The organism is Ruegeria sp. BC3, assembly GCF_056539265.1.
In genome coordinates, this window is the sequence record NZ_JBQFUP010000011.1 from 1 (window position 1) to 15,399 (window position 15,399).

Below are 15,399 nucleotides of genomic sequence, written 5' to 3' on the forward strand. Positions count from 1 at the left end.
CAAATCCGCTGCATAATCACAACAACCAGTTGAGCCAGACCCTCTCTTAGTTCAGGCGGCCATCTGTCCCAAAATCCCTGACGACGGACAGACCTCACCACGACGTTGATCGCGAGGTCCATTGCCGAACGCTCGAGTGAACTTGAGCCATACGCGATGCAACTCACAAAACGTTTGGCGACCAGTGTTATTTGGATTGAGATTCAGATCTTGTATCGAAACTGCCCGTTTGATGCTCAGTCCGGTAACATTGAAAAATTTGGCCTTGGCACAATATCTTTGTAGTCCCATGAGGAAGCGGAGAAGAGACCAATGAAACGACGCGAATTTCTATTAGCGGGTACAGCAGCAGTGTTGGCTACTCCTTCCGTCGGACAAGAAGCCCCACTCATCAAAGTCTACAAGACTCCAACCTGCGGCTGTTGTGCCGCGTGGGTAGATCACCTGATTTCCGCAGGATTTCGTACCGATACGCTAGACGTAGGGCAGGAGCAGCTGTGGTCGCTTAAAGAACAAATGAAAATCTCAGATGAGCTTTCCAGTTGCCACACTGCATTTGTTGGGGGCTATTTTGTCGAAGGTCATGTCCCGGCAGAAGACATAAATCGACTTTTGTCCGAACATCCTGAAGGCCTCGGCCTAACAGTTCCAGGCATGCCGATGGGTTCACCCGGCATGGATTTTTCAGACGAACGAGAACCTTATGAAACCTTGCTCGTTGGTCTGGATGGGACGACGAGTGTGTTTGCTCGACACAGCTGAGAGAATGGATGAAGGGCAATCAGATTTTTCAGCTCCATGTCCAACATTAGTTTGCGCTGATTTCAAAAGGATTCAGCTGCAATCGTTGTGTTTTTTCCACATGGCTGGGTCGTGGCCTTCGGGCACATTGGAGCACGGGTCGTTCGCATACCCTCTTAGAATGCTGTACTGTTGGATTTGATCTGCGCTCAACAGTGGTGTTGTTTGCAGGTGCCGGGACAGATGAACCAGTCGCAACTCGGCCCTGGCAGTTTCGGCCGCTTCAACAAGTTTGTTTAGCTCGGCCAATTCAAGCTGGTCACCGGCAAACGCTTCACTTAACGCCGCCTCGGCCTCAATAAACCGCTCGCCTGCGACGACTGCCTGTACGCGCATTTCAGAATGGATCGCCTCAATTTTTTTCACCTGATCCTTCGAAAGTCCAAGTTCATCTTGCAATTCGAGCAAGTGTGCTGGGCCTGGTTTGCCATTCAGCTCCGCAGGTAAGGCAAAACCCCAACCTCCGCCGCGCCGCAGCTCTTCTAAATCGGTCTCAGATAAGCTCTTGATGGTCCTCGATTGCAGACCGGCGTACGGCGTGATTTCAGCGTCGTGAGTGTCACTTTGCGCGATGGCTAATTGAGAGTATTGAATCGTGCAAAGCACTGCTGCGAATAGAAAGTTAGGTATGAACTTGATCATGAATTCTCCTTGTGGGCTTACCAAAAATGCCTTCTTCGACATTGTATTTTAGCCCGGATACTGAACTTCGCACCGTCCCCTTATGGATTTATCGCAGACTTTTAAGACACCATTCATCAACTTTGATTTGCGGATAGCGCCTGATTAATTGAATTTTTTGCGTTCGTACCGTGCTTCCATCATGATGGCTGAAAGATGTGGATTCTCCGGTCCTTTAGTGACTAGATGGGAAACCTGTCTCAAGCTCTACTCAGACAACAAAGCGCCGCCCAGGTCAAAATGCTTCGGGAACATTGCCCGCAGAAAACGAAAAACGATTCTCATCGCTTCGTCGCGGTCAAATGAATCCGGGTGGAGTAGGTAATCGGTCCACATGCCTTCCAGCATTGCGAGTGTGCCGTGTGTAGCGTCCCTAGCAACTTGATTAGGGTGTTCGGCTCCGGCTTCTTTCGCAATTCGAGCGAAAGCGTTGAAAACCAGATTACGAAGCTTGGCGTCGCGGGTATCTGAAAACGCAGCGATTGCTGCTCTATTTCGGGCCTCGCCTCGAAACGCGTACCAAATGGAAACGTTTTTCTCATTGAGAATGGCTTCACTCAAGTCGCCCCGAACAATCATCTCAATATGTTCCTGTCCGGTTTGTCCGGTCGTTTCCAACAGGTCGTAAATGCCATTGTAGTATTGTTCGGATGAGTAGCGCGCGGCCTCGTCAACCAAATTGTCTTTGCCGCCAAAATGAAGGTGTATCATGCCGCGGGACAGCTCGGCACGTTGGATGATTTCGCTGACGGAGGTCTCGGAAATCCCTTTCTCTGCGACCGAGTCGAGTACTGCCTCGATCAGGGAAAGGCGGTTTCGCTCGCGAATTTCTTGTCGTCTTCCAGTCATTGAATCAGGCGGCTCTGTTTGTTTTCAGTCTCTTGCGGTGCCTTCTAGCGGCCAGTGTGAAATTGGTCATCCCCGGTTGCGAAATTATCAGTTGACACAACTAGTCCAAAAATTCCAGATTTAAATGGACGATTGTCCATTTTTTGATCGACATGGTCGCGCCACCAAAAACTAAGTTCAGCAGGGAAGCATGGCCGGAGTACTACGAAGTGAAACGGGCAAGGGTCTGGCACTGAGCGCGCCTGCGACGCTCTACGTCGGTCTGCTTGTCGCCGTGCCGCTTTGCATTCTCGTCGCCTACAGTTTTTGGACCCAGACCTATGTCGAGATCGTCCGGACCTTGACTTGGGCGAACTACCAAGAGGCCTTTACCGACCCATTGGTTCGACATCTAATGATCCGTTCGGTCGCAATTGCAGGTGCGGTGACATTGGCAACGGTTTGTCTGGCCTATCCGATTGCCTACTTCATCGCTTTTCGGACACAGAAGAAGACCCTCTGGTTGTTGCTGATCACTATTCCCTTTTGGAGCAGCTACCTTCTGCGCGTGTTCAGCTGGAAACTAATTCTTGGCTTCAACGGGGTGTTGAACTCGGCCCTGATTTCACTTGGTTTGATACAAGAGCCGCTGACATTCCTGCTCTACAACGAATTCGCTGTTGTCCTTACGCTCGCCCACGCTTGGGCACCGTTTGCTATCCTGCCGATCTATGTGTCGCTGCAAAAGATCGACCGCAGCTTGTTGGAGGCCGCGACCGATCTGGGGTGCAACAAACTGGAAAGATTTGTCCGCGTGACATTGCCCCTGACCGTGCCGGGGATCATTGCGGCCTGTCTGATCATCTTCATCCCAACGGTCGGCGACTACGTCACTCCGGCCTTAGTCGGTGGATCACAAGGCAAAATGGTGGCGAACTTGATCCAGGTGCAGTTTGGCGCTGCCAATAACTGGCCGTTGGGTGCAACCCTGTCTCTTCTTGCCATGCTTTCAGTCGGCTGCGTCGCAATCCTGTTCGTGGTGGTCGTCACCGCTTTGGGCCGGAGGATCAGATGACCCAATCATTTCGTATCTCGTGGTTGCTGGTTTATGCGATTGCCTATCTGGTGTTTCTCTACTTACCGGTTTTGCTATTGCCACTGTTCTCGTTCAACGACGGAACAATCGTAGCCTTCCCACTAAAGGGGTTCACGTTGAAGTGGTACGCGCAGTTGGGGCAGCAGGACACGTTACTACAAGCAATGGTAAATTCGCTGATCGTCGGCAGCGTCACTGCCCTGATGGCAACATCTCTGGGTCTCTTCGCAGCTCGTGCTTACGTTCGGTATCGTTTCACGGGGCGCGAGCTGTCTGAGGGACTGGTCATGCTTCCGCTGGTCATTCCCGGCATCATCGTTGCCAGTTCGATGCTGGTTTTGTTCATCAGCATCGGGCTGAAACCATCGCTGACCACCGTGATCCTTGGGCATGTGTTCGTGGCTCTGCCCTTTTCTGTGTCGATTATGAAATCTGCATTTGACGATTTCGACCAGTCCTTGGAGGAGGCCGCGTTCGACCTTGGTGAAAGCGTCGTGGGTACGTTTCGGCGTGTTACCTTGCCAATCGTCGCGCCGGGTATCATCGCAAGCCTTTTGGTCACGTTTACGGTGTCTTTTGACGAGTTCGTCCTGGCCTTTTTCCTGTCCGGAAACAGCCCGACGCTGCCTGTCTATATCTGGAGCCAGATCCGCTTTCCGGCAAAACTGCCCAACACGCTGGCGCTTGGATCGCTGCTTTTGCTGTCTTCGGTCTTGCTGTTGTTGATTGCCGAATACTTCCGCCGCCGTTCCATCCAATCCTCCGATTGAAGCCAAAGGAAACGATTAAGATGAGCGAACAGAACATCATCGAAATTCAGGGCGTCGAAAAACGCTTTGGTACTTTTGTGGCGGTGTCTGATCTGAACCTAACCTTGAAAGAGGGTGAGTTCTTTTCGCTGCTTGGGCCGTCGGGCTGCGGTAAGACAACAGCCTTGCGCATAATTGCGGGTTTTCAAGATCACGAAGAAGGCGAGATCTGGATCGATGGTCGAACGATGGGGGACGTGCCTGCCAACAAGCGCCCCACTAATATGGTGTTCCAAAGCTATGCGATCTTTCCGCACCTGAATGTCGGTGACAATGTCGGGTTCGGATTGCGCAAGACAAGACTCTCGCGAAACGAAATCAAGGAACGCGTTGCCGAGGCGCTTGAGATGGTTGAATTGGGCGGCCTGCAGGACCGTAAGGCCAACGAGTTGTCGGGAGGTCAGCGGCAACGAGTAGCGCTCGCCCGCGCGCTCGTCATGCGACCCAAGGTTTTACTGCTAGATGAGCCTTTATCTGCGTTGGACAAAAATCTGCGCGAAGCGATGCAATTGGAAATGCGCCGTCTTCAGCAGAAGCTTGGAATAACTTTTGTAATGGTCACGCATGACCAATACGAGGCGATGACCATGTCCGACCGTATAGGCGTCATGTTTGCGGGGCAGCTCAAGCAGGTGGATAAGCCAGAGGTCCTGTATTCCCAACCGTGTAACCGGGAAGTGGCTTCTTTCATCGGTGGAATGAACTTTCTGGATGCCGAAGTGACTGCAGAGAATGCTGAAACGCTTGAAGTCAACGTTAAGGGCTTAGGGAAGATGGAAATCGGGGTGAACCCCAACGTCCAGGTGCATGACAAGGAACTTCTTGTCGGCGTTCGTCCTGAGCAATTGGAAATCAGTGCGGAAAAGCCGGATGGGTACGATGCTCTTGTTCAGGGCGAGGTTTCGGACGTCGCCTTTTATGGAGAGAGTGTCCACTATTATGTGCGCGTCGATGGTCTGAAAGACAGTATCGCCGTCGCAGTGCCAAACTACTTTCACACGGTCGATCACACGCGCGGCGATACCGTCTGGCTTGGCGTTCAAAGCGCCTCGGTGATTGACTTGGGTAAACGTGAATCTTTGGGAGGAGACAAATGAGTAAAACAGCATCACTTATGGCAGCAGTAGTTGCCACCTTTGCCGCCAGCCAAACTCTGGCGAACGCCGCTGATCTGACCGTTTTTGACTGGTCCGGATATGAGGATCAGGGTTTCTACGGCGACTATGTCGAAAAGTACGGCGGTGCGCCTAGCTACACCTATTTTGGCAGCGTGGAAGAAGCGTTCACAAAGCTTCAGTCCGGTTTTGAAGCTGATTTGGCCCATCCCTGCACAGATGCCCTGAGAAAGTGGGTAGCAGCAGACATGATCAAGCCGATTGACACCAGCAAGCTGGAAAACTGGGACAAGCTGATGCCCAAGATCAAAGAGGTCGATGGCATCACCATTGATGGGCAGACCTACATGGTTCCGTTCGAATGGGGCAATACTGGTCTTATCTATCGAACCGATATGATTTCGGCAGATGATGTTTCGCTGCAATTGCTTGCCGATCCTGCATATCAGGGCAAAGTCGCCATTCCGGACGCCGCTTCCAGTGCCTTTGCAATGGCGGCATTGGCAACTGGCGCCTCCAGCTATACCGATATGAGTGACGAGGAATTCCAAAAAGCGGCGGACTACCTGCGCGCGATTCATCCGAACGTGCGCTTTTATTGGTCTGACGCAGGCCAACTGGATCAGGCAATTGCCAGCGGTGAGGTCACGCTGGGTTGGGGATGGAACCAATCGGAACTGAACCTGATCTGGAACGAAACGCCAGCGGTCATGATGCGTGATGTAGACAAAGGTATCGCGACTTGGGTCTGCGGCTATGTGCATCTGAAATCTGCCAAGCAGTCGGATGAGCAAGTCTATGACATGCTGAACGCGCTCAGCTCTGCGGCAAGCGGTAAATACATTATTGAAAGCTGGGGTTACGCCCACGCCAACGAAGACGCTTTTGCACAGGCAGACCCAGAGCTGATCGAAACCTACGGGTTTTCGGATGTGGACAGCTTCTTTGAAGGCAGCCTGTTCTTTGACGCTGTTAACCCCGAGCTGGAGGCCAAGATGTTGAAGGAATTCGAGCGCATCAAAGCTGGCTTCTAAGGGCACTCTTACAACACAGCCGGGAATGGTGGGGATGTAGAAGTCCTTCCATTCCCACGAACCAAATTCCAATTTACTTGGAGGAAGCGCGGCAATGTCAGGCGCTGACGTATATTCTGTTCTCTTCGAACCGGTCAAGATCGGGCCAGTAACGGCTCGAAACCGGTTCTACCAAGTGCCCCACTGCAATGGTTTGGGTCATTTGCGACCTCAGGCCGAAGCTGCCATGCGGGCGATGAAAGCTGAGGGCGGTTGGGCGGTGGTGTCCACTCAGGAGGCCGAGATTCATCCGACTTCGGATTTGTCTCCTTATTCTGAAAACCGAATTTGGGACGATCAGGATATTCCTGCACTGCGTCTGATAACCAACTCAATTCATGAGAAGGGCTCGCTCGCGGCAATCCAATTGGCGCATAACGGGCACCATGCCCAAAACCACCTGACCCGAGCGCCTCTGCTGGCCCCATCAGAACTTGTCTTGCAGACTCCATACCCGAAACAGGCAAGGGCAATGGACAAGGCTGACATTCGAGAATTTCGCAAGTGGCATCGCGCGGCGGCTCGTCGCTCGCGCGAAGCCGGGTTCGACATTGTGTATGTCTATGCGGGGCATCATATGACATTGCCTCATCATTTTCTGCTGCCACAGTTCAATGATCGGACGGATGAATATGGAGGTTCGTTGGAGAACCGGGTGCGACTGACCCGCGAGCTTCTGGAAGAAACCAAGGAAGAGGTCGGAGATGATTGCGCCATTGCCCTTCGGTTTGCGGTTGATGAAATGCTCGGGTCAGAGGGGATGCAAGCGCAGGAAGAAGGCCGTGCAGTAGTCGAATTGCTGGCCGAGCTTCCAGACCTTTGGGATGTTAATGTAGCGGATTGGAGCAACGACTCTGCGACGACCCGGTTCGAGCCCCGCGACGGCTTTCAAACCTCATATATCGAGTTCGTGAAACAGGTGACTTCTAAGCCTGTTGTGGGCGTCGGGCGTCTTACGTCGCCGGACTTGATGGCGTCACTGGTCAGGAAGGGCATCCTCGATTTTATCGGCGCGGCGCGACCATCCATCGCCGATCCGTTTCTGCCCAACAAAATTAGGGAAGATCGCATCGAAGAAATACGTGAGTGTATCGGTTGCAATATCTGTGTTTCATCCGACTCTCTCGGCGTCCCAATACGCTGCACCCAAAACCCGACTATGGGTGAAGAGTGGCGGAGGAAATGGCATCCTGAGATCATTGAGCGTCGGGTAAAAGAGGAAGCCGCGCTTGTTGTCGGCAGCGGACCAGCCGGACTTGAATGCGCCATGCAATTGGCGCGGCGGGGCTACGAGGTAACTCTGGCGGAAGCAAAGCAAGAGTTCGGCGGCCGTGTGATGCAGGAAGCTGCCCTGACCGGGCTATCCGCTTGGAAGCGCGTGACAGATCACAGAATCTACGACCTGCAACAACGCGGGAACGTTCAACTGTTCACCGACAGCCGTTTGTCAGCCAGTGAGGTCATCGAGTTGGGTATACCGAACGTCTTTGTTGCAACCGGCGCAAAATGGCGGCGAGACGGGCGCGGGAAATCTGCATTTCACGGTGCACCAATCGTTTTAGGTTCTCAGATTTTCACTCCGGATGACATAGTGGCCGGAGTCATGCCGCAGGACGGCCCGATTGTGGTCTACGATGATGATCAAGCCTATCTCGGTGGAGTCTTGGCTGATCATTTGGCTCAGGTTGGGCGAGAAGTTGTCTTTGTAACGCCGGCTTCAATAGTTTCGCCGTTTACCGAATTGACGTTGGAGCAGACTAAAGTGCAACGCAGTCTGTTGAAAAAGGGCGTTCGTCTGAACCTGTCCCAGACCTTGGCCGGTGTCGCGCCCGGCCAGGCGACATTGCAGTGCGTCTACACGGGGCGAGAGAACTCCATTGAATGCAGCTCCGTGGTACTGGTGACGCAGCGAATGCGAGAAACCACTCTTTACGACGAGCTTTGCGGTTTGACAGCAAGTCCGCTGAAAACGTTGGAATTAGTCGGAGATGCCGCAAACCCCGGCTTGATCGCGGATGCTGTATATTCGGGTCACATGGCTGCCCGAAATTTCGAACGTAACGCGGACGACATCGACCGTGAATTCTTCCGCCGGGAAGTCATTTCCCTTGAATCTGCATGAGGTGCGCAATGCCAAAAGATGACCTGCAAGTAATGCGCGATTTGATGGACGCGCAACAGGAAGGGTTCGCCCTGCCTCGTCACTTCTATACGTCTCAAGCAGTATACGAGAACGATATCGGCGCGTTCTGGAACCGAAACTGGATCTGGGTCGGCCATGTTAGTCAGGTCGCAGAACCGGGGGATTATTTCCTGTTCGACTATGGGCCCGAGTCCATCATCATCGTTCGGGATCGCGAAGGCGAGGTACGCGCGCATCTGAACGTTTGCCGCCACCGGGGATCGCGGGTTTGCATTGAACGGAAAGGCAAGGCACGCAATTTCATCTGCCCCTATCATGCGTGGACTTTTGATCTGAACGGCAAGCTACGAAACGGACGTTCAATGGGGTCGAATTTCGACCCGGGCCAATACGGATTGTTCCCGGTTCAGGTGAAGATATTCCAAGGTCTGATTTTTGTCTGCGCAGCTGAAGACGCCCCGGCGCTAGATGCTGCGTTGGTGCAGTTGGCCCCACTGTCAAAACCATTCGAATTTGAAAACCTGAAGGTCGCTCATGAAGCCTCATACCCGGTTCCAGCAAATTGGAAACTGGCGTTGGAGAATTACCTGGAATGCTACCACTGCGCGCCGTCTCATCAGGACTATTCGCGCAGCCATTCGTTGAAAGACCCCGCTCAGGTTCTGGAGTTCAGCGGCGCACTTCATCAGCGGATGAAAGAAGCCGGAGTGCCCGTTGAGGAGCTGGACCTGACCGGAGATAACGCGCTCGCCCCGGGTGCAGATGTCTATTGGCGCCGCTACCCGCTGTTTCCCGGCTATTTGACCGGTAGTAAGGATGGCGCTTCGCTGGCGCCGCCTTTGGGTGAACTGAAAGGTCACGATGGCGGTGCCACCGATCTGGGGATCGGGACGCTGAACTACTTCCTTGTTTATGCAGATCACGTGGTTGGCTACCGGTTCGTCCCACGCGCGCTGCAGGAAACGGATATTCAGATCGTCTGGTATGTGCGCGGCGACGCAGAAGAGGGTCGTGACTACGATAAGGACGCGTTGATATGGCTCTGGCATGTCACGTCTCTTGATGATGAGCGGATCATCCGTCACAACCAAGAGGGCGTGAACTCCCACCGCTTCGTGCCGGGACCGCTGTCCGAGATGGAATGGAGTATTCCGGGTTTCTATCGAAATTACTTCAGCATGATCTGACACGCTCAGAATTCGGAGAAATACTATGACAGAATTAACGAAGCGCAGATCAAGACGGCGCGGGGGTGGGCGCGAAGCACGTGCAACCGTGCGAACCAGCAACGTCGCTTCGCAAGCAATCTGGCCGGGCATTTCGGGGGGGCGCTACAAGCCCCTTTCAGATGCTGACATGTCAAATATTCACGAGGCCGCCCTTAGCATTCTGGAGCGTACGGGCGTCGGTGATCCAACGCAGGAAGTTCTTGATCTCGTGCTGCCTAAAGGGGCGACGGTGAGCGAGCATGGTAGACTGTGCTTCCCTCGCGCGTTGATGGAAGATCTTTTGGCTAAGGCGGCCAGTGAGTTCTATGTCCATGCACGCGGATCGCGGGCCGGTAAGGATGACATGCACTGCACCAAAGACAAGGTGTACTATGCGAACTCCGGCACCGCTGTGACAACGTTTAATGCGGAAACTCGCAGTTACCGGCCGTCGACACTCAAAGACATTTACGATTTTACCCGGTTGGTTGACCGGCTCGACAACATCCACATGACCGGTGATACAGTTCTGGCAACGGATGTGCCGCAGGACTACGAGCACGACATGAGCATGCTCTACGCCATTCTGGCGGGTAGCGAAAAACCATCTTGTCTGACGTTCCGCACCCGAGAGCACATTCAGGACGCAATCCATCTTTTCGATCTGGCATCAGGCGGCGAGGGTAAATTCCTCGAGAAACCCTCGGTCATTTTTGGCGGTTGTCCCATAGTATCCCCGCTCCGGTTTGGGCGGGAAAACTTGGAGATCCTGATTGATACAGCGAAGATGGGGCTTGTCTGCGATTTGGCTGTTCCGCCACAAGCTGGGGCGACGTCGCCTGCGCCTCTGGCCGGGACTTTGGCGCAAGCCGTAGCCGAGACCCTATCTTGCGTCGCAATTGCCAATCTGATTAACCCGGGCACCCCCGTCGTCTTTGCAGCTTGGCCGTTTATTACTGATCTGCGAACTGGTTCATTCACGGGTGGCAGTGGTGAGCAGGCGTTGATATCCGCGGCAGCTATCCAAATGGGCAATTACTACAACCTCCCGACCAGCGTCGGTTGCGGCATGACGGATTCCAAGATCCCTGACGCACAATACGGTCTGGAAAAGGCGTTAACTTTCGCATTGGCGGCCCATGCCGGGGCCAACAGGCTCTGCGAATTTGGCGGTATGCTTGGCAGCCTGATGGGTTGCAGCTTTGAGTCCATGGTCATCGACAACGAGGCAGCGGGCATGATCTCACGAACCCTGCGTGGTATCGAGGTGAGCGACGACACACTGTCGGTCGACGTCATCCACGAATGTGCAATTGATCCCGGTCATTTCCTCGGCAACACGCAGACCTTGCAATACATGGAGACTGAGTATGTCTATCCAACCCTGATGGATCGGGAGCTAACCGATACTTGGGAAAAAGCCGGTCGTCAGGATATGTTTGAACGGAGCCGGTCAGTCGTGAACGATATTCTGTCCAATCACTATCCAAACTATTTTGGCAGCAAGGCGGATGCGGAGGTTCGGTCCATGTTCCCGATCAAATTGCCACCAGAGGTGATGCGGGCAGGGTAAACGCAGCGCACTTAAGCGAAGGTATCGCAACCATGAAAATTGCGATGGCGCGCCGAGGTGGTTCCTAAGGTTTAAACGTACCCTGCTGCTTTAGGTCTTCGGTTGCCAGCCGGATACCTTTTTCAAGGATGTCGAACATCTGGCTCAACTCACCTTCCGTAATGATCAGAGGTGGGGAAAACACGCACATGTTGATAATCGGCCGCAGGATCAACCCGTTCTCCTGACAATGATGATCAATCAGGGCGCCGACAGATTTATCTAGGTCCAGTGCATTATCTGCTTTTGCGTCTGCAACACATTCGACGCAGCCAACCAGCCCCATGCCGCGCGTATCACCGACGAGCGGCAAATCTGCCAGCGCCTGGAGGCGCTCTTCGAAGAGCGGCGTGATTGCACGGACATGTTCCAGAACGCCGTCGCGCTCCATGATTTCAATCGTCTTCAGGCCTGCCGCCGCGCTCACTGGATGGCCTGAGTAAGTGAAGCCGTTTGAAAACGTAGCGTTCTGTGCATTATTTCCGCTTACATCTGCAATCAGCCGGTCAGAGATGATACAAGCCCCCATGGGTACGTACCCAGACGTCATGCCTTTGGCGCAGGTTATGATGTCGGGCTTAATCCCAAAGACGTCTTCGGATGCAAACCAATGCCCAAGTCGCCCAAACCCGGTGACGACCTCGTCTGAAATGTAAAGGACATCGTACTTCCGGCAGATTTCAAGACAGCGCTGATGATACCCCCGCGGCGGCACGATGACGCCTCCAGAGCACAGGATCGGTTCTGCGATGAAAGCGGCGACTTTGTCTGCTCCAGTCTGCAGGATCATGTTTTCCAGATCCGCTATTTTTTCGTCCAGAAAATCGTCGACCGTCTGATCGGAGCGACGTGTATACGGATTCACATTCGGTAGGAAACGCGTCAGGTGACTTGCCTGGTCCAGCCAACCTTTGTCGCGCTCTTTTCCGGACACTGACGCCGCCAGATAAGTCGATCCGTGATAAGCTTTCTGTCGCGATATCACGATTTTCTTTTGAGGTTTTCCCAGCAGGTTATTGCGGAACTGTACAAATCGCAGCGCACTATCCACGGCCGTTGAACCACCGGTCGTGAAGAATACATGGTTCAAATCTCCCGGCGTTCTCTTGGCGATTTCATGTGCCAAACGGGCCGGAGTTGAGTTGGCGTTGTTGAAGGGCGAAAAATACGCCATCTCTTTCGCCTGCTGAGCCATAGCATCGGCAATCTCGGTGTTTCCATAGCCCAATTGAACGCACCACATGCCAGCAGGGCCGTCTATCAGGCGCTTTCCGTCCTCTGTGACGACATGAACGCCAAGTCCGCTTTCGGCAAAGGTTCGTTCATTTTGACCAAGGTGTGACATACCTTCCCACGGGTGCAGGAAATGTTCGTTGTCCCATTCTCGTATGGACTGAAAGTCGGAGTTGAAAAGGGTCATGCAGCACCTTAATGTAATATAGATCACAAAATGAACAAGCATTCATTCAATGTCAATCCTTGAACTGTCGTATTGCTAAATGCGAGAAGACAAAGGCGACTAACCCAGCGAAGGAGAAATAAGATTACTCTCGAGCGTGATACCCCAACCAATGCCCGAGATCTGGGTAAATTGCAGAACCGAAAGCTGCTGATCCAATCGGCTGCGGACGCCATTTATAGATACGGAATACGCGGAACAACTTCGGCAAGAATCCAAGAGTTGTCGGGACTATCGCAAGGGATGGTCAACCTACACTTTGGTTCCAAGGAAAAGCTGCTTCTTGCGGTGGCTGAGGAGTTGTCAGTCCGCTACGCGGAGCAGTGGAAGGCCATTGCAGTCCATCCAGAGTTAGACCCGGCAGACAAGCTAATCTCTATCATAAGAGCAGATTTCGACCCTTTGGTCCTTAATGCGCGGGACGTCGCGATCTGGTTTTCCTTTCGGGCTGAAGCGCTCTCAAACCCTCACATATTTCCTTTTATCGACTCGCGAGACAAAGGTTTCCGCGCGGTGATCCTGGAGTTGTTGGAACAAATAAAGCGCGAAGGCGAGTACGAGGATGTAAGCGCCAAACTTGCAACAGACGCGTTGGTTGCTTTGTTGGAAGGGCTTTGGACCGACTACCATTTGCACTCAGATATTTTCAAACCCTCGGAGGCTTTGAAGATCTGCCTGTTTGTGCTGCAGTCGATGTTTCCTAAACACTTTAAGCCGTCAGAGATTGACGAGAGGTGCTGTAGCACTGGTTAGGGTCGCCGTTGCAAACAGGATCAGGACAACGGCCAACAATTCTACCGAAGTTAACCGCCGGAAAATAATTGACACGCCGCGCTTCTCAGCCCTGAGAGCCGGAACAAGCCGCAGCTTGTTCAGCGCCGCTACGTCAAGAAGCATTCTGAAAACCATTTGTTTCATCATATCGAACTTTTTGGCTGTTCAGAACTCAGGCTGCCGACAACCGTTAAAGCTGCCGGCAGTCTTCAATCGTCAACTCGTCATGATTATTGGGCTATGGCGATTATCAGCCAGACTTCGCCATGAAGTCCGCGAACGCTTCCTTATAGTCTGGATGCCATCGGCTAAGAGGTGGGCGATTTTCAATGATGTCTCCAGCGCTCCAAGCGATGCGTTTCTCATCAGTGTCGCGTGAAACGTCATTGTCGGGGCAGAGGATGTAGAAATCCCCGCGGTTCACGCTTTCGACAAAGAAGTCGACAGTCTGCTCAGCGGTCCAGGCAGATGCAGGCTTCTCGGGCGCGGAGATCATGCCGGTATAGACGAATCCAGGGATCAGTAGATGCGCGGTAATCTGATGACCTGGACCCATTCTGAGCTCGTGGGACAGTGCCTCGGTAAAGGCTTTGAGAGCCGCCTTTGAGACATTGTAAGCCGGGTTACCTGGCGGGGTCGTGATGCCTTGTTTGGACCCTGTATTGATAATTGCGCCTGGTCTGCCACGGGCGATCATGTTTGGCGCGAAGATCTGGGTGCCGTGGATCGAACCCCACAGGTTTACACCCAGCATATTGTCCCAAGCCGCAGCGTCCCCAATGGTCGATGATTTGCCTCCGACACCGGCATTGTTCATCAGGATATCTGTCCCTCCGTAGCGGTCTGCCACCATCCGCTCCAACGCCTCTAACTGCGCACGATCACGGACATCTGTCTCAGACGTCATGACATCGGCCGCGCCAACGGCCGACACTATGTTTGCCGCGGCCGCCAGTTTCTCGGTGTCTCGATCAACAACAACAATGCGCATTCCCATTTGCGCGAACTTCACTGCGGCGGCGAGGCCAATGCCGGAAGCACCCCCGGTGATCACCGCCACAGAGTCTGAGGTAAATGCGGGGTGTGTCATCGGCCAAGCTTCTCCTAAGCCTGTCTTGGATCGAAAGGTCCGAAAAATCCAAACCTGCCTGATGGTATTAGGCAGCGTTGGCAACGTTAGTTTTCAGCTTCATCATACCTTCCATATCGTAGGCGGTGAATAGCACCTCGGTTGCCTTTTCCGTTTGCAAGCTTGTCGGAATGACAGGGTCTTCCATACCTCTCTTGTCCACTTCATTTTGGAATTTTTACTACCTAGGTGTGGTATAGGTTGAGTTTTGCCAATTAGAATGCACTTTTGATTGAGTTTGGTGCGTTCCAGTTGATCGAGCTAAGCTAAGTCAATCGAAAATTGAGCGTGTATGGTAAACCGTGCAAACTTATGGGCAAATCGTGTAAACTTATGCGCAATTGCTGTGCAAAATTATGGGCGACGACACCCAGATTTTCTGAATAAAATCAATGATAGGAATGAAGCGTTATGCGCGTCCCTACAGTTGTGTAGGTTTGCGCATAACACTTCGCGCACCCCATAAGTTTACGTAGTTCGCCCATAGTTTTGCGCTGCGCGTTTGTCTGCATTAGCGGCGAATTCAATCAGTTTATGGCTTAGTCGTCGCGGTTATGGCCCTTTGCATTGCTCAATCCCGCAAAGGGCCTCCCTAAGGAACCTTGGATTCTCGCGAAGGTCTGCGATGCGCAGAAAGCTGACTTTGCAAAGTCACAGACTCCACTTCAAGC

13 protein-coding genes are annotated in these 15,399 nt (G+C 53.0%); 9 read left to right on the plus strand and 4 right to left on the minus strand.

From position 1 onward, the window contains the following. Positions 1-312: 312 nt before the first annotated feature. A complete protein-coding gene (locus ACR0MV_RS20250) occupies positions 313-762 on the plus strand; it encodes a DUF411 domain-containing protein (RefSeq protein ID WP_171239031.1) in 450 nt (149 codons plus the stop codon). A gap of 72 nt (positions 763-834) precedes the next feature. Here ACR0MV_RS20250 and ACR0MV_RS20255 read toward each other — a convergent pair whose 3' ends face one another. Further along, positions 835-1,443 carry a Spy/CpxP family protein refolding chaperone gene (locus ACR0MV_RS20255; protein ID WP_174827344.1) on the minus strand — a complete coding sequence of 203 codons (609 nt, stop codon included), beginning with the start codon at positions 1,441-1,443 and terminating at the stop codon, positions 835-837. 246 nt (positions 1,444-1,689) lie between these two features. Next, the gene (locus tag ACR0MV_RS20260) at positions 1,690-2,331 is read right to left on the minus strand and encodes a TetR family transcriptional regulator C-terminal domain-containing protein (protein WP_480433051.1); all 642 of its coding nucleotides are present in this window, start codon (positions 2,329-2,331) and stop codon (positions 1,690-1,692) included. 190 nt (positions 2,332-2,521) lie between these two features. Between ACR0MV_RS20260 and ACR0MV_RS20265 the strand changes: the two genes are divergently transcribed. From ACR0MV_RS20265 to ACR0MV_RS20295, 7 genes are all read left to right on the plus strand, one after another. Then, on the plus strand, positions 2,522-3,385 hold the full coding sequence (locus ACR0MV_RS20265; RefSeq protein ID WP_480703490.1) for an ABC transporter permease: 864 nt from the start codon (positions 2,522-2,524) through the stop codon (positions 3,383-3,385). Continuing rightward, positions 3,382-4,176: an ABC transporter permease gene (locus tag ACR0MV_RS20270; protein ID WP_171239034.1), complete on the plus strand. Its 795-nt coding sequence runs from the start codon at positions 3,382-3,384 to the stop codon at positions 4,174-4,176. Before ACR0MV_RS20265 ends, ACR0MV_RS20270 begins: the two co-directional genes overlap by 4 nt. A 20-nt stretch (positions 4,177-4,196) precedes the next feature. After that, the gene (locus ACR0MV_RS20275; RefSeq protein WP_171239035.1) at positions 4,197-5,312 is read left to right on the plus strand and encodes an ABC transporter ATP-binding protein; all 1,116 of its coding nucleotides are present in this window, start codon (positions 4,197-4,199) and stop codon (positions 5,310-5,312) included. Continuing rightward, a complete protein-coding gene (locus tag ACR0MV_RS20280; RefSeq protein WP_171131200.1) occupies positions 5,309-6,364 on the plus strand; it encodes an ABC transporter substrate-binding protein in 1,056 nt (351 codons plus the stop codon). The genes ACR0MV_RS20275 and ACR0MV_RS20280 overlap by 4 nt, the downstream gene beginning before the upstream one ends. Before the next feature lie 94 nt (positions 6,365-6,458). Continuing rightward, positions 6,459-8,525 carry an oxidoreductase gene (locus ACR0MV_RS20285; RefSeq protein ID WP_480703491.1) on the plus strand — a complete coding sequence of 689 codons (2,067 nt, stop codon included), beginning with the start codon at positions 6,459-6,461 and terminating at the stop codon, positions 8,523-8,525. 8 nt (positions 8,526-8,533) lie between these two features. Next, on the plus strand, positions 8,534-9,733 hold the full coding sequence (locus ACR0MV_RS20290; protein ID WP_171239037.1) for an aromatic ring-hydroxylating oxygenase subunit alpha: 1,200 nt from the start codon (positions 8,534-8,536) through the stop codon (positions 9,731-9,733). A 25-nt stretch (positions 9,734-9,758) separates the two neighbouring features. Next, a complete protein-coding gene (locus ACR0MV_RS20295) occupies positions 9,759-11,327 on the plus strand; it encodes a trimethylamine methyltransferase family protein (RefSeq protein WP_480703493.1) in 1,569 nt (522 codons plus the stop codon). 64 nt (positions 11,328-11,391) lie between these two features. Here the strand turns inward: ACR0MV_RS20295 and ACR0MV_RS20300 are convergent, their stop codons facing one another. Continuing rightward, a complete protein-coding gene (locus tag ACR0MV_RS20300; RefSeq protein ID WP_171722369.1) occupies positions 11,392-12,786 on the minus strand; it encodes an aminotransferase in 1,395 nt (464 codons plus the stop codon). A gap of 171 nt (positions 12,787-12,957) precedes the next feature. Between ACR0MV_RS20300 and ACR0MV_RS20305 the strand changes: the two genes are divergently transcribed. Beyond that, positions 12,958-13,578, plus strand: coding sequence for a TetR/AcrR family transcriptional regulator (locus tag ACR0MV_RS20305; protein ID WP_171239040.1), 621 nt, complete (start codon positions 12,958-12,960; stop codon positions 13,576-13,578). A 271-nt stretch (positions 13,579-13,849) separates the two neighbouring features. Here ACR0MV_RS20305 and ACR0MV_RS20310 read toward each other — a convergent pair whose 3' ends face one another. Then, positions 13,850-14,689 (minus strand): SDR family NAD(P)-dependent oxidoreductase, encoded by an 840-nt coding sequence (locus tag ACR0MV_RS20310; RefSeq protein WP_171239041.1) that lies wholly within the window; start codon positions 14,687-14,689, stop codon positions 13,850-13,852. Positions 14,690-15,399 lie beyond the last annotated feature (710 nt).